This is a genomic window from Serratia liquefaciens ATCC 27592, from assembly GCF_000422085.1.
In the GTDB taxonomy this organism is placed as follows: Bacteria; Pseudomonadota; Gammaproteobacteria; order Enterobacterales; family Enterobacteriaceae; genus Serratia; species Serratia liquefaciens.
In genome coordinates, this window is the sequence record NC_021741.1 from 2386826 (window position 1) to 2400982 (window position 14157).

At 57.8% G+C, this 14157-nt stretch carries 10 protein-coding genes; 6 read left to right on the plus strand and 4 right to left on the minus strand.

The features are described from left to right. Window positions 1-9: 9 nt before the first annotated feature. Window positions 10-1260, minus strand: coding sequence for an extracellular solute-binding protein (locus M495_RS11245; RefSeq protein ID WP_020826774.1), 1251 nt, complete (start codon window positions 1258-1260; stop codon window positions 10-12). A gap of 100 nt (window positions 1261-1360) precedes the next feature. Between M495_RS11245 and M495_RS11250 the strand changes: the two genes are divergently transcribed. The 6 genes from M495_RS11250 to dcp all read left to right on the plus strand — a co-directional run bounded on the left by M495_RS11250 (window position 1361) and on the right by dcp (window position 11126). Next, complete coding sequence (locus M495_RS11250; protein WP_020826775.1) at window positions 1361-2536, plus strand: ROK family transcriptional regulator; 1176 nt, start codon at window positions 1361-1363, stop codon at window positions 2534-2536. A gap of 310 nt (window positions 2537-2846) precedes the next feature. Further along, a complete protein-coding gene (gene guaD / locus M495_RS11255; protein WP_020826776.1) occupies window positions 2847-4178 on the plus strand; it encodes a guanine deaminase in 1332 nt (443 codons plus the stop codon). Beyond that, a complete protein-coding gene (xdhA, locus tag M495_RS11260) occupies window positions 4175-5605 on the plus strand; it encodes a xanthine dehydrogenase small subunit (RefSeq protein ID WP_020826777.1) in 1431 nt (476 codons plus the stop codon). The genes guaD and xdhA overlap by 4 nt, the downstream gene beginning before the upstream one ends. After that, the gene (gene xdhB, locus M495_RS11265; RefSeq protein ID WP_020826778.1) at window positions 5598-8000 is read left to right on the plus strand and encodes a xanthine dehydrogenase molybdopterin binding subunit; all 2403 of its coding nucleotides are present in this window, start codon (window positions 5598-5600) and stop codon (window positions 7998-8000) included. Before xdhA ends, xdhB begins: the two co-directional genes overlap by 8 nt. Next, on the plus strand, window positions 7984-8757 hold the full coding sequence (gene xdhC / locus M495_RS11270) for a xanthine dehydrogenase accessory protein XdhC (protein WP_020826779.1): 774 nt from the start codon (window positions 7984-7986) through the stop codon (window positions 8755-8757). The genes xdhB and xdhC overlap by 17 nt, the downstream gene beginning before the upstream one ends. A gap of 167 nt (window positions 8758-8924) precedes the next feature. Further along, window positions 8925-11126, plus strand: a complete 2202-nt coding sequence (gene dcp / locus M495_RS11275) for a peptidyl-dipeptidase Dcp (RefSeq protein ID WP_020826780.1) — start codon at window positions 8925-8927, stop codon at window positions 11124-11126. Window positions 11127-11318: 192 nt separating this feature from the next. Here dcp and M495_RS11280 read toward each other — a convergent pair whose 3' ends face one another. The 3 genes from M495_RS11280 to M495_RS11290 form a co-directional block, all read right to left on the minus strand. Next, a complete protein-coding gene (locus tag M495_RS11280) occupies window positions 11319-12626 on the minus strand; it encodes an MFS transporter (RefSeq protein ID WP_020826781.1) in 1308 nt (435 codons plus the stop codon). Window positions 12627-12744: 118 nt separating this feature from the next. Further along, window positions 12745-13386, minus strand: a complete 642-nt coding sequence (locus M495_RS11285) for an N-carbamoylsarcosine amidohydrolase (RefSeq protein WP_020826782.1) — start codon at window positions 13384-13386, stop codon at window positions 12745-12747. A 9-nt stretch (window positions 13387-13395) separates the two neighbouring features. Then, the gene (locus M495_RS11290; protein ID WP_020826783.1) at window positions 13396-14148 is read right to left on the minus strand and encodes a maleate cis-trans isomerase family protein; all 753 of its coding nucleotides are present in this window, start codon (window positions 14146-14148) and stop codon (window positions 13396-13398) included. Between the last annotated feature and the right edge of the window lie 9 nt (window positions 14149-14157).

Here is a 14157-nt window from a genome sequence, read left to right on the forward strand (position 1 = left end):
CGTCATCGCTTAACGCAACCGTGCCGCGCTTTGGGTCGCGGCATCCAGCCCGGCCTGCGGCGTGACTTTACCCTGCAGGATTTGCTGCAGGTCCTGCTGCAATCCGTTGGACAGCCGTGAGTAATCCGCGGTTTCGGGGCGCGAAAGCATCACGTTCAACGACTGTTTGGCGGCGGCGATCAGCGGTTCCTGACCTTTCTGCACCGCGGGATCCTCATAGGAGGATTTCCAGATCGGCAGACTAAGCTTGGCGTACTTGTCCTGCACCGGCTGCGAGGTCATGTAACTGATGTACTGCCAGGCCTGATCGGGGTGGGCGCTGGCCTTGGCAATGCCGAGACCCATGGAGCCATTCACCGCAGAAACCTGACCGGCCTCGGAGCCCGGTGCAGGCACGATACCGACGTCGCCGGCCACCTTGCTTTGCTTCGGATCGTTGGCCATGTTGTACATATAGGTCCAGTTCAGTGCGAAGGCTGCATCCCCGTTGGAGAAGGCCTTGCGCACGTCCTCCTCAAGATACTCGCGAGAATTCGGGTTGGTGAGCCCCTTATCCAGTGACGCTTTCATGTAGCTGGCGGCCTGCAGCGAACCCGGGCTGGAGAAGGTGATTTTGCCCTGCTGGATGAACTGGCCCTTGAAGGCCGACACCAGCGTGGTGTAGTCGCAAACCAGCGCTTCGGCCTGTGACCAGCTCCACACCAGCGGGTACTTGACCACGTTTTTCTGCTTCAGAATTTCCGCCTGCTGTTCCAGCTCCTGCCAGGTTTTCGGCGGGGCGGCAATACCGGCCTTGGCCAGCATGGCCTTGTTGTAATACAGGTATTTGGTATCGAGGATCCACGGCATGCCCCAGCGCTTGTCTTTGTAGGTGACGGTGGTCATGGCGCCGGCAAAGATTTTGGCGCTGTCGTCGGCGCTGATGCGCGCGGTGACGTCTTGCAGCAGGCCGAACTTGGTGAATTCCGCCGGCCAGATGGCGTCGAACAGCACCACGTCGTAGCCATTGCTGCCGGCACCACGTGCCGCGACGATTTTATCGTGCAGCGCCTCGTAAGGGACAAACTCCAGATTAACGGTGATATCCGGGTGTTGTTTGCTGAAGTCCGCGGTCATGGCGCGGATATCGTTTTCACTGTAGGCCGCCTGGGTCATAAACAACGCGCTAATTTGCGTGGGGGCGGCATAGGCGGATGAGAGACTGAGCGCCAGGGCAGACAAAGTACAGACTGCCGTAGCGGCAAGGGTATGGCTTTTCATTGTGCGTTCTCCGGTGTTAAAAAGATTTTTAAATCAATTTGATTGCTTTATTGGAGGGCACCATACTGCAAAGACGATTTCCCTTTCTGCATAGGCAGTTATGACGACTTCCGGCACTAACCTTGAACATGCTCGCGCACACAACCGGCGCGTAGTGATAGAGGCTATCCGTCTGCACGGAGAACTGACCCGTGCCGAAATTGCCCGGCTGACCTCACTGACGCCGCAAACCGTTTCAAACATCGCAACCGAGCTGGAACAGGCCGGCATTCTCTCCTCGCACCTGCCGCGTCGTGCCGGCGGGCGAGGTCAGCCGGCCACGCCGTTGACTCTTAACCCAGACAGTGCGTATTCCATCGGCATCCATCTGGATCACCAGTCCCTGCTGATGATCGTGGTTGATCTGTCAGGTAGCGTACGTTTCCACCGGCTGATTATGGTGCAAAAGCCGCAACCTGCTGCGACCTTGAAACTGATTTGTGATGTACTGCAAGAAATGCGCCAGCAGCCGGATCTGGCCTGGGGGAAAATGCTGGGGATCGGCGTGGTAATGCCGGGGCCGTTTGGCGTGGAAGGGATTTCATCGGTGGGGCCGACCACGCTCAACGGTTGGGAAAATATCGATGTGGTGGCTGAACTTAACGCGCAAAGCGGCCTGCCGGTGACGCTGGAGAACGATGCCACCGTCGCCGCCATCGGCGAGCGTTTGCACGGCGTAGCCAGACAGCTGAATTCGTTTATTTATTTGTATCTCGGTACCGGGCTTGGCGCGGGGATTTTCACCGATGGCCGAATTTATACCGGCCATGCGCACAATGCTGGTGAAGTCGGCCACATGATTGTGCAACCGGGCGGGCGCGCCTGCTACTGCGGTAACCAGGGCTGCCTGGAACGTTATGTCTCGCTGCAGGCGGCCTACGAGAGCTGCGGGCTGGATCCGATGAGCGCCAGACCACAAGACTTGCTGGCATTGCCGCAGTCGCAGATTGACACCTGGCTGGATTCGGCGGTGCCTGCGTTACGTCAGGCGATCAACATCGTCGAATGCATGTTTGACGCTGAAGCCGTGATTATCGGCGGCCTGATGCCGGAAAGCCTCGTGGCGCAACTGATCAAACGGTTGGTGCCGCTGCATCGCTCGGTGCGCAGCAAATACCTCGACGGCCTGCGGGTGCGGCTGGGCACCACCGGTGCGGATACCGCCGCATTGGGGGCGGCGGCACTGCCGCTGTTCGATGAATTCAATCCCCGTTATGAAGTGTTATTGAAGTCATAAAACCCATCCTCCGATTTATATTCTTGCCCAATAATGGTGCAGGCTAATCATTAATCCAATATAAGCAAACGGTTGCTATTTAAGGGCAACCGTTTGCTTATATTCTGCTTATTTTTCGTTGGCTCGGAATATTGTTCGGTGAATTTTATCCTTCTGTTTTTAAACATAAATAGTCAATAAAAAACCGACTGGCACGCGGCTTGCTATTCTTAAATCAACATCTGCGATCGATAAAAAGACCGCCATCGCTCTCCAGGCTGAATTGACTCAGCCGGGTGCTGTGCGCTGGTCGGTAGAGAAGGAAAGCAAAATGAACATGCCATTCACCACGGCGATCCGTGGCAATTTTTTCGACATCGCGGCCTGCGTGGATCATCCGCAGCAATTAGGTCAGCAACTGCGACATATTCCTGACGGGTTAATGCTGCTCCATGAAGGTGCGATTGCCTGGTTCGGCAGCTGGCAGCAGGGCGAATCGCTGTTGCCGCCGGGGTTTGAGGTCGCTCATTATCCGGACAAACTGATCGTGCCGGGTTTTATCGACACCCATATTCACTACCCGCAAACCGAAATGATCGGCGCCTATGGCGAGCAACTGCTGACCTGGCTGAAAAACTATACCTTCCCGACAGAAAGCCAATTTTGCTGCGAACAGCACTCTGACAAAATGTCGGCATTCTTTCTGCAGCAGCTGTTAAGCAACGGCACCACTACGGCGCTGGTATTTGGCACCGTGCATCCTCAGTCGGTTGAAGCGCTGTTCCGCCAGGCGGCGGCGCTGAACATGCGCTTGATTGCCGGTAAGGTGATGATGGATCGCCATGCGCCGGAAGCCTTGCTGGAAAGCCCGGAACAGAGCTACCGCCAAACGCGAGCGCTGATTGAGCGCTGGCACGGCAAACAGCGGCTAAGTTACGCCATTACGCCACGCTTTGCGCCCACCAGCACCCCGGCACTGCTTGAGCAGGTGCAGCGGCTGCGCCAGGAATTTCCGGACGCCTACCTGCACACCCATCTGAGCGAAAATCTTGATGAAGTGGCCTGGGTGAAAGAGTTGTTCCCCGACAGCCGCAGCTATCTGGACGTGTACCACCAGTACGGGCTGACCGGAGAGAAAAGCGTGTTCGCCCACTGTTTGCATCTGGAAGAACAAGAGTGGGATTGCCTGTGCCAAACCCGTTCGGCGATCGCCTTTTGCCCAACCTCGAATCTGTTTCTGGGCAGCGGTTTGTTCAACCTGCAAAAGGCCTGGCAGAAGCAGGTCAGGCTGGGTATCGGCACCGACGTCGGGGCCGGGACCACCTTTAACATGCTGGAAACGCTGGGTGAGGCTTACAAGGTCGCTCAGCTGCAGCGCTATCAGCTTTCCGCCTGTGAAGCCTTCTACCACGCGACGCTGGGCGGAGCTCGAGCCCTGTCGCTCGACGACAAAATCGGCAACTTCGACGTGGGCAAAGAGGCGGATTTTGTGGTGCTGGATCCGGCCGTGTCACCGCTGCAAAAGTTGCGACATGAAAACAGCCGCGAACTGGCGGAGCAACTGTTTGTGTTGATGACCCTGGGTGACGATCGCAATGTTTATCGTACTTACGTCGACGGCAAAGTGGTGTACCGAACGGCCAAGTGCCAGGAGGCGGCATGATCCAGTTTCTGCTTAATCAAACCCTGAAAACAGAAACCGCACTCGATCCCAACACCACGGTGCTGAACTATCTGCGGCGTGACCTTGGCCGCTGCGGCACCAAAGAGGGCTGTGCCTCCGGCGATTGCGGCGCTTGTACCGTGGTGTTGGCCGAGCCGGAAGGCGATCGGCTGCGTTATCGCAGCGTTAATGCCTGTCTGACCTTCGTCAGCGCGTTGCACGGCAAACAGTTGATCACCGTAGAGGATCTGAAACAGCAGGGGGAATTGCACGGCGTGCAGCAGGCTATGGTCGACTGCCACGGCTCACAGTGCGGTTTTTGTACACCGGGTTTCGTGATGTCGATGTTCTGCCTGCAAAAAAACACAGCGTCCTATCAACGCGAACAGGCGCAGCAGGCACTGGCCGGCAACCTGTGCCGCTGTACCGGCTATCGCCCGATTTTGGCGGCGGCGCAGCAGGCGTGCGATAACCCTCAGCCAGACAGCTTCGACCACCACCAGCCACAAACGCTGCAACGGCTGCAGGCCATCCGTGCCGCAACGCCGCTGGAGGCTGAGGGCAAGCGCTGTTTGCTGCCGCAGAGCCTCGATGAGCTGGCGCGGCTCTATCAACAGCACCCGCAGGCCAAACTGCTGGCCGGCGGGACCGATCTGGCGCTGGAAATCACCCAGCGGCATCAGGATATCCCGCTGATCATCGCTATTGGCCAAATCGAGGCGCTCAGGCAGGTAAGCTGGCAGGGCGATCGTCTGGTGATTGGCGCCGGCGCCGCGTTGAGCGATTTGTATCCGATGTTGGCCAACTATCATCCGGCCTTTGGTGAACTGCTGGCGCGTTTTGCTTCTCAGCAGATCCGCAATCAGGGCACGTTGGGGGGCAATATTGCCAATGCTTCACCGATTGGTGACGGTGCGCCCTTATTGCTGGCGCTGGACGCGCTGCTGATCCTGCGCTGTGGCGCTACCCAGCGTGAACTGCCGTTGAACGACTTCTTCCTTGGCTACCGCCAAACCGCACTGCAGCCGGGGGAACTTATTGAAAGTATCGTACTGCCTGCCAGCGCACCGGCGGACTTTCGTGCCTGGAAAGTCTCCAAACGCCTGGAAGACGACATTTCGGCCGTGTGCGGCGCTTTCAATTTGACCTTTGATCAAGGCGTTATCTGCAGCGCCCGCGTGGCGTTCGGCGGCATGGCGGCGACCCCGAAACGCGCCGAACTCTGTGAGCAGCAACTGGTTGGGCAGCCCTGGCGGCGAGAAACCCTTGAGCAAGCGGCACAGGCGTTGGCGCAGGACTTTACGCCGCTGAGCGATTTCCGCGCCAGCAGCGCTTACCGTTTGCTGGTGGCGCAAAACCTGCTGCGCCGCTACTTCATTGCGCTGACAGCGCCGCAGCTGGCAATAGAGGTGACCGCTCATGAGTAATCGCAAAGGGACCGAACACACCCAGGAACACCTGGCAGAACGTTTCCGCCAGTCGTTAACCAGCGGCGTAGGCCGCAGCCGCAAGCACGAGAGTGCCGACAAGCACGTCAGCGGTGAAGCGCAATACATCGACGACAGGCTTGAGTTTCCGAACCAATTGCATCTGGCGGCCAGGCTGAGCGAACGGGCTCATGCGCAGATCGAAAAGCTGGACCTGTCGGCTTGTTACGACTTTCCCGGCGTGGTAAGGGTGATCACCTGGCAGGACGTACCGGGCGAACTGGATATCGCCCCTTTAACGCACGGCGATCCGCTGATGGCGAAAGATAAGGTGGAATACGTCGGACAGGTCATTGCGGTTGTGGCGGCGGAAGATCCGGAAATTGCCTGGCGTGCCGCTCAGGCGATTAAAGTGACCTATCGGGATTTACCGGCACGGTTGGACGTCACTCAATCTTTACGGGAAGGTTTCCTGGTGCAGGAGGCGCATCGTCATCAACGGGGCGACGCCGACCGCGCGTTGGCGCAGGCGAAACACCGCATTCAGGGGGAGCTGCATGTCGGCGGTCAGGAACACTTTTATCTGGAAACCCAGATTGCATCGGTGATGCCGGCCGAGGACGGCGGCATGCTGGTGTATTCCTCGACTCAGAACCCGACCGAGATCCAAAAGCTGGTGGCCTCGGTGCTCAACCTGCCAATGCACAGAGTGACAATCGATACGCGGCGCATGGGCGGTGGTTTTGGCGGTAAGGAAACGCAGGCTGCCGGTCCTGCGTGTTTGTGCGCCGTGATGGCGCATCTCACCGGGCGACCGGTCAAAATGCGCCTTAACCGCCGCGATGACATGTTGATCACCGGCAAGCGCCACCCGTTTTATATTCAATATGACGTAGGTTTCGACGACAGCGGGCTGCTGCACGGGGTGAAAATCAGCCTGGCAGGCAACTGTGGTTATTCGCTCGACCTTTCGGGTTCTATCGTCGATCGCGCCATGTTCCACGCTGATAATGCCTATTTTCTGGAAGATGTGCTGATTACCGGCCACCGCTGTAAGACGCATACCGCTTCCAATACTGCTTACCGGGGCTTTGGCGGGCCGCAGGGCATGATGGCGATTGAGCAGGTTATGGATCATATTGCACGCTATCTGGCGTTCGATCCGCTGGCGGTGCGAAAAACCAACTATTACGGCAAGGATCAACGCAACGTTACGCATTATCACCAGCCGGTGGAGCAGAACCTGCTGCAGGAAATCACCGCAGAGCTGGAGCAAAGTGCCGATTATCAGGCCCGCCGTCAGGCGATCCGGCAGTTCAACGTGCAAAATCCAATCCTGAAAAAAGGGCTGGCGCTGACGCCGGTGAAGTTTGGTATTTCCTTCACCGCCGGCTTCCTTAACCAGGCAGGAGCGTTGGTGCTGGTGTACACCGACGGCAGCATTCAACTTAACCACGGCGGCACCGAAATGGGCCAGGGGCTAAACACCAAGGTGGCGCAGATTGTCGCCGAAGTGTTCCAGGTGGACATCGAACGTATTCAAATCACCGCTACCGATACCGGCAAGGTGCCGAATACCTCGCCGACGGCGGCGTCATCCGGCACGGATCTCAACGGCAAGGCGGCGGAGAATGCCGCGCTAATCATTAAACAGCGGCTGATCGAGATGCTGAGCAAACAGCATCAGGTCAGTGCGGAGCAGATTATTTTCAATAACGGCCAGGTCAAAGTGGCCGAGCGTTATTTCAGCTTCGAGCAGGTGGTCGAGCAGGCGTATTTCAATCAGGTTTCGCTCGCCAGCACCGGCTATTACCGCACGCCGAAAATTTTCTACGATCGCGACCAGGCCCGCGGTCACCCGTTCTATTACTTCGCCTACGGCGCGGCCTGCGCGGAAGTGGTGATCGACACCCTGACCGGCGAGTACAAACTGCTGCGCGCCGACATCCTGCACGACGTGGGCGACTCGCTGAACCCGGCAATCGACGTCGGTCAGGTCGAGGGGGGCTTTGTGCAGGGCATGGGCTGGCTGACCAGCGAAGAGCTGGTGTGGGACGAACAAGGGAAGTTGCTGACGAACGGGCCAGCCAGCTACAAAATCCCGGCTATCGGCGATGTGCCTGCCGATTTGCGTGTCAGGCTGCTGGAAAACCGCAAAAACCCGGAAGATACGGTGTTTCATTCCAAAGCGGTGGGCGAGCCGCCGTTTATGCTGGGGATTTCGGTTTGGTGCGCGATCAAGGATGCGGTCGCCAGCCTGGCGGATTACCGCCTGCAACCCAACATTGACGCACCGGCCACGCCGGAACGGGTGCTGTGGGGCGTGCAACAGATGCTGGCAAGTGACATTGTCACTGAATTGACGCGGGAGAACGGCGATGGACGAATGGATTGAGGCGCTGGCAGAGGCACGCAGGCGCGGCGAGCCCTGCGTGCTGGTGACGCTGGTGGACGAACTGGGCTCCACGCCGCGCAACCGGGGTACCAAAATGCTGGTAACCGTTGAACGTGCGGTGAATACCATCGGCGGCGGCCATCTGGAGTTTCAGGCATTGGCGATTGCCCGCGAAATGCTGCAACAGGCTACGCCCCAGTTACGGCTGGAGCGTTTTCCGCTGGCGGCGCGACTGGGCCAGTGCTGCGGCGGCACCACCAGCGTGCTGTTTGAGCCGATGATATCGCCGCGCCCGCAGATCGCTCTGTTTGGTGCCGGCCACGTCGGGCGCGCGCTGGTGAATATCCTCGCCACGCTGCCGTGCCGGGTGCGCTGGGTGGACGGCCGCGCGGCGGAATTCCCGCGGGTTATTCCCGCCGGGGTGCAGCAAGAAATCAGCGATGAGCCACTGGAGATCGTCGACGCCATGCCGCCGGGCAGTTATTTTATCGTGATGACCCACGATCACGCGCTGGACCTGGCACTGGCGGAGCGAATTTTACGTCGCGGCGACGCAGGGTACTTCGGCCTGATCGGATCGCTGACCAAACGCAAACGCTTCGAATACAAGCTCGGCCAACGCGGCATCAGCGAAACGGCGATCGCCGCCATGCGCTGCCCCCTGGGCCTGCCGGACGTGAAGGGCAAACTGCCGGCGGAGATCGCGGTGGCGGTGGCCGGAGAGGTTATTGCCTGCTACGGACAAGGTTTACGCTGAAAAGGTTTTCATTAAACCGAAGGCCAAAAAGCCTGATGCTTAGGCCAACTCAACATTCTAATCACTTGTTTTTGCTCAAACTGCCAACTGCGCCTAAGCTAGGATGTGGCCTGGGAACTGGGGTTCCCGCGCAATTTATTCTGTGAACATGGAGGAGTTTCGATTTGATGCGTTTATCTACATTGGTGTTGGCGATCGGCATGGCGCTGAGCTCGCAGGCACAGGCAGCAGAAACTAACCCGCACGCTGACCACACCGCGTTGCCGAGTGGTCAGGCGAAGGAGGCTAACGTGACCGGTGAAGCCAACCAGCACAACAATAAAAAGAACCAGAACCCGTTCTTCTACCAAAGTCGCCTGCCGTTCCAGGCGCCGCCGTTCAATTTGATTAAAGAGAGCGACTACGCCCCGGCAATTGATGCCGGTATCAAGCAAAAGCTGGAGGAAGTGGAGAAGATTGCCAACAACCCGGCCAAGCCTGATTTTAAAAATACCTTCGTGGCGCTGGAACAGTCTGGGGCGTTGCTGTCACGCGTGATGAACGTGTTTGGTGCCATGACCTCGGCCAACACCAGCGACGCGCTGCAAAAGTTGGATGAAGAAAGCTCACCGAAGCTGGCGGCGCTGGACGACGCCATCATGCTCAACAGCAAACTGTTCGCGCGTATCAAGACGATTTATCAGCAGCGTGATGCGCTGAAGCTGGATGCCGAATCTCGCCGCCTGGTGGAAGTGACTTACAAAAATTTCGAGCTGGCGGGGGCCAATCTCTCCGACGCCGATAAAACCAAGCTGAAGGCGCTGAACCAGGAAGCGGCGACGCTGAGTACCCAGTTCTCCAACAAGCTGCTGGCGGCGACCAAAGATGGTGCGCTGGCTATCGCCGACAAGGGTAAGTTGGACGGATTGTCTGAAAGCGAACTGGCCGCTGCCGCTCAGGCCGCCGGTGAGCGTAAGCTGGACAAGCAGTGGTTACTGGTATTGCAAAACACCACCCAGCAGCCGGATTTGCAAAGCCTGAAAAATCGAGACACCCGCAAGGCGCTGTTTGACGCTTCGTGGAACCGGGCAGAAAAGGGTGACGGCAACGACACTCGCCAGACGATTGCCCGCCTGGCCAAAGTCCGCGCCGAGCAGGCCAAGCTGCTGGGCTTCCCGAACTATGCGGCCTGGAAGCTGCAAAACCAGATGGCCAAAACGCCGGATGCGGCGCTGAGCTTCATGCGTAATATCGTCCCGGCAGCCACTGCGCGTGCCGAACGTGAAGCCAAAGACATTCAGGCGGTGATCGACCAGCAGAAAGGCGATTTCAAGGTTGCCGCCTGGGATTGGCAGTTCTATGCCGAACAGGTGCGCAAGGCGAAGTACGATCTGGATGAATCGCAGATCAAACCTTACTTCGAATTGGATAACGTGCTGAACAATGGCGTGTTCTATGCCGCCAACCTGCTGTACGGCATCAGCTTCAAAGAACGTAAGGATATCCCGGTTTACCAGCCGGACGTGCGCGTGTATGAGGTGTTCGATAAAGACGGCAAATCGATGGCGCTGTTCTATACCGACTTCTTTAAACGCGACAACAAAGGCGGCGGCGCCTGGATGAGCAACTTCGTCGAACAGTCGAAGTTGAAAGGCACCAAACCGGTGATTTACAACGTTGCCAACTTTACCAAACCGGCAGCAGGTCAGCCTGCGCTGCTGTCTTACGACGACGTGATCACCATGTTCCACGAGTTTGGTCATGCGTTGCACGGTATGTTCGCCGATCAGGAATACCCAAGCCTTTCAGGTACCAATACCGCACGTGATTTTGTCGAATTCCCCTCGCAGTTCAACGAGCACTGGGCCAGCGATCCTAAAGTCTTTGCGCATTACGCCAAACACTACAAAACCGGTGAAGCCATGCCGCAGGAACTGGTCGATAAAATCAAAAAAGCCGACAAGTTCAACAAGGGCTACGACATGACCGAGCTGCTGTCTGCGGCACTGTTGGATATGCACTGGCATATGCTGAGCGCCGATCAGCCGCAGCAGGACGTGGATAAATTCGAAGCCGAATCGCTGATGAAAGACAAGATCGATCTCAGCTACGTGCCGCCACGCTATCGCTCAAGCTACTTCAAACACATCTGGGGTAACGGCTACGCCGCCGGTTATTACGCCTATCTGTGGACTGAAATGCTGGCGGATGACGCCTTCCAGTGGTTCAGCGAGCACGGTGGGCTGACGGCGGAGAACGGCCAGCGTTTCCGCGATATGGTGCTGTCGCGCGGCAACAGCCAGGATCTGGAGAAGTTGTACGTCGAGTGGCGCGGTAAAGAACCGAGCATCGAGCCGATGTTGATCAACCGCGGTCTTAAAGACGAATAACAGTTCGCGGCATAACCCAAAACTCCCAGAAGGGCGCAAGTTTCTTGCGTCCTTTTTTTCGTCGGGACATAGCTGAAACGAGGATTTGTCATGCGCCGGATATTTTTGGCCCGTGAGCAATCAAGGACAAAGATGGCAGACCGATCCTGTGGTTGCCAATAAGTCAGGCCCCGCGAGCGGGGCCCAACGTCCTCAGCGGTTAACCACCTTGGCAGGCAATGCAACTACCAGCAATGAACTGATCAGCAGACACCCGGCGAATGCCCACAGAGCGCCGCCGCTTTTACCGGTCAGGTCCAATGCCAGCCCCATCAGCGAGTTACTCACTAACCCGGCAATGTTTGCCAGCGAACAGGCCAGCGCGAAGCCGGTTGCCGCTGCTGTGCCGCGCAAAAAGGTGGCTGGCAGGCTGAAAAACACCGGTACCGCACCGATGATTGCGGCCTGCGCAACAGAGAACAGCAACACCGTGGCGATCACGTTATGGGTGAAGAACGTGCTGCCGGCCATCGCCATCGCGCCGACAATAAAGGGCACAATGATGTGCCAGCGACGCTCACGCATGCGGTCGGAACTGGTACCGATCAGCAACATGCCCAGCAGGGCAGCAACGCTCGGTAACGCAGTCAGCAGGCCGATGGTAGTGATGTTGGTCACGCCGGCAGTCTTGATAAAGGTTGGCATCCAAAAGCCCATGGCATAGGCGCTAAGCAGGATCGAGAAGTCAATGCCACCCAACATCCACACTTTGAGGTTAAAGAAACCGTCGCGAAAACTGTGCTTGCTGTGGCTGGCTTCGGCGTCGTCCTGGGCCAGATCTTCTGCAATGCGTTGTTTTTCGTCATCGGACAGCCATTTGGCCTGTCGATAGTTGTTCGGCAGCACCCAGAACGTGAGTACGCCCAACAATACGCTGGGAATGCCTTCCAGCAGAAACAGCCATTGCCACCCGTGCAGCCCGTGTCGCATATCAAAATGTCCCATGATCCAGCCAGACAGCGGGCCGCCAAGCACGCTAGACAGGGGCAGGCCGATCATGAACAGCGCAATGATGCGGCCGCGACGGTAAGTCGGGAACCACAGCGTCAGATAATACAGTACTCCTGGCAGGAAGCCGGCTTCCGCTACGCCAAGTAAAAAGCGGATGATGTAAAACTGGTTGGGGGTAGTGACAAACATCGTACAGGCGGAAAGCAGGCCCCAGGTGATCATGATGCGGGCAATCCACACCTTGGCGCCGACGCGCTGCAGGATCAGGTTACTCGGCACTTCAAACAGGATATAGCCGACAAAGAACAGCCCGGCGCCCAGCCCGAAGGCGGCCTCGCTCAGTTGCAATTGGTCGGCCATCTGCAACTTGGCCAAACCGACGTTGATGCGGTCGAGATAGGCGGCCAGATAGCACAAACAGAGGAACGGGATCAGCTTCCAGGTGATTTTGCGGTACAGAAGCGATTCTGCTCCCGCTTTCCCGGTTAACGGGGTTTCAACAATGGCCATGATGATGTCTCCAGGTGGTGCATGGTGGCCTCCGGAGGAGGAGCGTTGTGTGTTTGCTTTTGAGGCGCTTTCCGCGCCTTCTTTATTGTTCAGCTCTCCGTGCAGGTGAAGCTCTGGGTTACAGCCGGTTCAGATAATCGAGGGCCTCCTTTTTAGTCACGACATCACCGTATTTACTGTCGATGTCGAACAGATTGGCCTCATGCGGCCCGGGGTGACGATCGCCTACGCATTCCCGCACGACGATGGTGCGGAACCCGTGCTGTACCGCGTCCACTGCGCTGGCACGGATACAGCCGCTAGTGGAGCAACCGGCCAACAGCAGGGTATCGACGCCCAGCGCCACCAACATCGGGGCCAAAGAGGTGCCGAAAAAGGCGCTGGCATACTGTTTGGTTAATACCACTTCTGCGGCCAGAGGAGTTACCTGCGAGCAAAAAGCCGCCAGCGGGTTGCCTTCCACCATGTCCTTCATAACCGGAGCTTTTTTCACCCAAATGCCGCCATCGGCAAAATGCCTTGCATGATAGCGGATATTGGTGTGAATCACCGGAATTCCCGTTTGGCGAGCGGTGGCCAACAGCGCCACGCTCTCTTCGACCGCGCTGACCACGCCGGGAGCGAACAGTGGTGCATCCTCGGTTGTGTAGCCCTGCATAAAGTCGATCATCAGCAGGGCCGGATGTCGGCCGAAGCCGATGCGGTTGCCCCAGACGCCGCTGTAATTATCGGTGAGTGAGTTATCGGCTGCGGATGCCATAGTTGCTCCTTAATAGGCGCCGGACAGCAGGGCACCTGCGCCGGGAACGATCGGCTCCAGCTCCAGTGCGGTCAGCATGGCGTAAGTGGTTGCGATGGCGGCGGTCAATACCGGTTTGCCGGTTTGTGCTTCAACGGTAGCCACCGCCGGTAAGGACGGCATTTGCACGCAGGCGGACAGCACGATGGCGTCAACGTCGCTCAGATCCATCTCGGCGACAATGCCCGGCAGTTTGGCCGGGTCATGACGTCCCACGGCCAGATTGTCGGCAATCTCCAGTGCCCGCCATACCTTGACCTCAATACCCTCGTGCTCGATATAGTCCACCACCATTTGGGTCAGGGGTTTCATGTAGGGGGCGACTAACGCAATGCGTTTGGCCCCCAGCACTTTCAGACCGTTGACCAGCGCTCCGGCGCTGCTGATGACCGGAGCGCCGGCGTTATTATCTTGTGTCACCTGTGCCAGTCGAGCCTGTGACTCACGATGATAGCCCAGCCCCATCGACATGATTGCCACCAGGCAGGCATAACCGAGCACGTCGACTTGTGCGTCGGAAAGTTCCAGAGCACAACGGTCGGATTCGGCGTCCATCGCCGCCAATTCCGCCTTGCTGACGTGTTTCATGCGCATGCGGCTGGAGTGAAAGGTGAAACGCTCCGGGCGGATCAGTTGGCGAGCGTTCAGCATCGCCGGAATTTCGGTTTCCATCGTGGTGTTGGAGCTGGGGACGATTTGGCCGATACGGTAATTTTTAGTCATGACACCACT

Excerpts from the sequence above, each read along its gene's own strand:
- M495_RS11245 (WP_020826774.1), bottom strand. The coding sequence starts at position 1,260 with ATGAAAAGCCATACCCTTGCCGCTACGGCAGTCTGTACTTTGTCTGCC.
- M495_RS11250 (WP_020826775.1), top strand. The coding sequence starts at position 1,361 with ATGACGACTTCCGGCACTAACCTTGAACATGCTCGCGCACACAACCGG.
- guaD (WP_020826776.1), top strand. The coding sequence starts at position 2,847 with ATGAACATGCCATTCACCACGGCGATCCGTGGCAATTTTTTCGACATC.
- xdhA (WP_020826777.1), top strand. The coding sequence starts at position 4,175 with ATGATCCAGTTTCTGCTTAATCAAACCCTGAAAACAGAAACCGCACTC.
- xdhB (WP_020826778.1), top strand. The coding sequence starts at position 5,598 with ATGAGTAATCGCAAAGGGACCGAACACACCCAGGAACACCTGGCAGAA.
- xdhC (WP_020826779.1), top strand. The coding sequence starts at position 7,984 with ATGGACGAATGGATTGAGGCGCTGGCAGAGGCACGCAGGCGCGGCGAG.
- dcp (WP_020826780.1), top strand. The coding sequence starts at position 8,925 with ATGCGTTTATCTACATTGGTGTTGGCGATCGGCATGGCGCTGAGCTCG.
- M495_RS11280 (WP_020826781.1), bottom strand. The coding sequence starts at position 12,626 with ATGGCCATTGTTGAAACCCCGTTAACCGGGAAAGCGGGAGCAGAATCG.
- M495_RS11285 (WP_020826782.1), bottom strand. The coding sequence starts at position 13,386 with ATGGCATCCGCAGCCGATAACTCACTCACCGATAATTACAGCGGCGTC.
- M495_RS11290 (WP_020826783.1), bottom strand. The coding sequence starts at position 14,148 with ATGACTAAAAATTACCGTATCGGCCAAATCGTCCCCAGCTCCAACACC.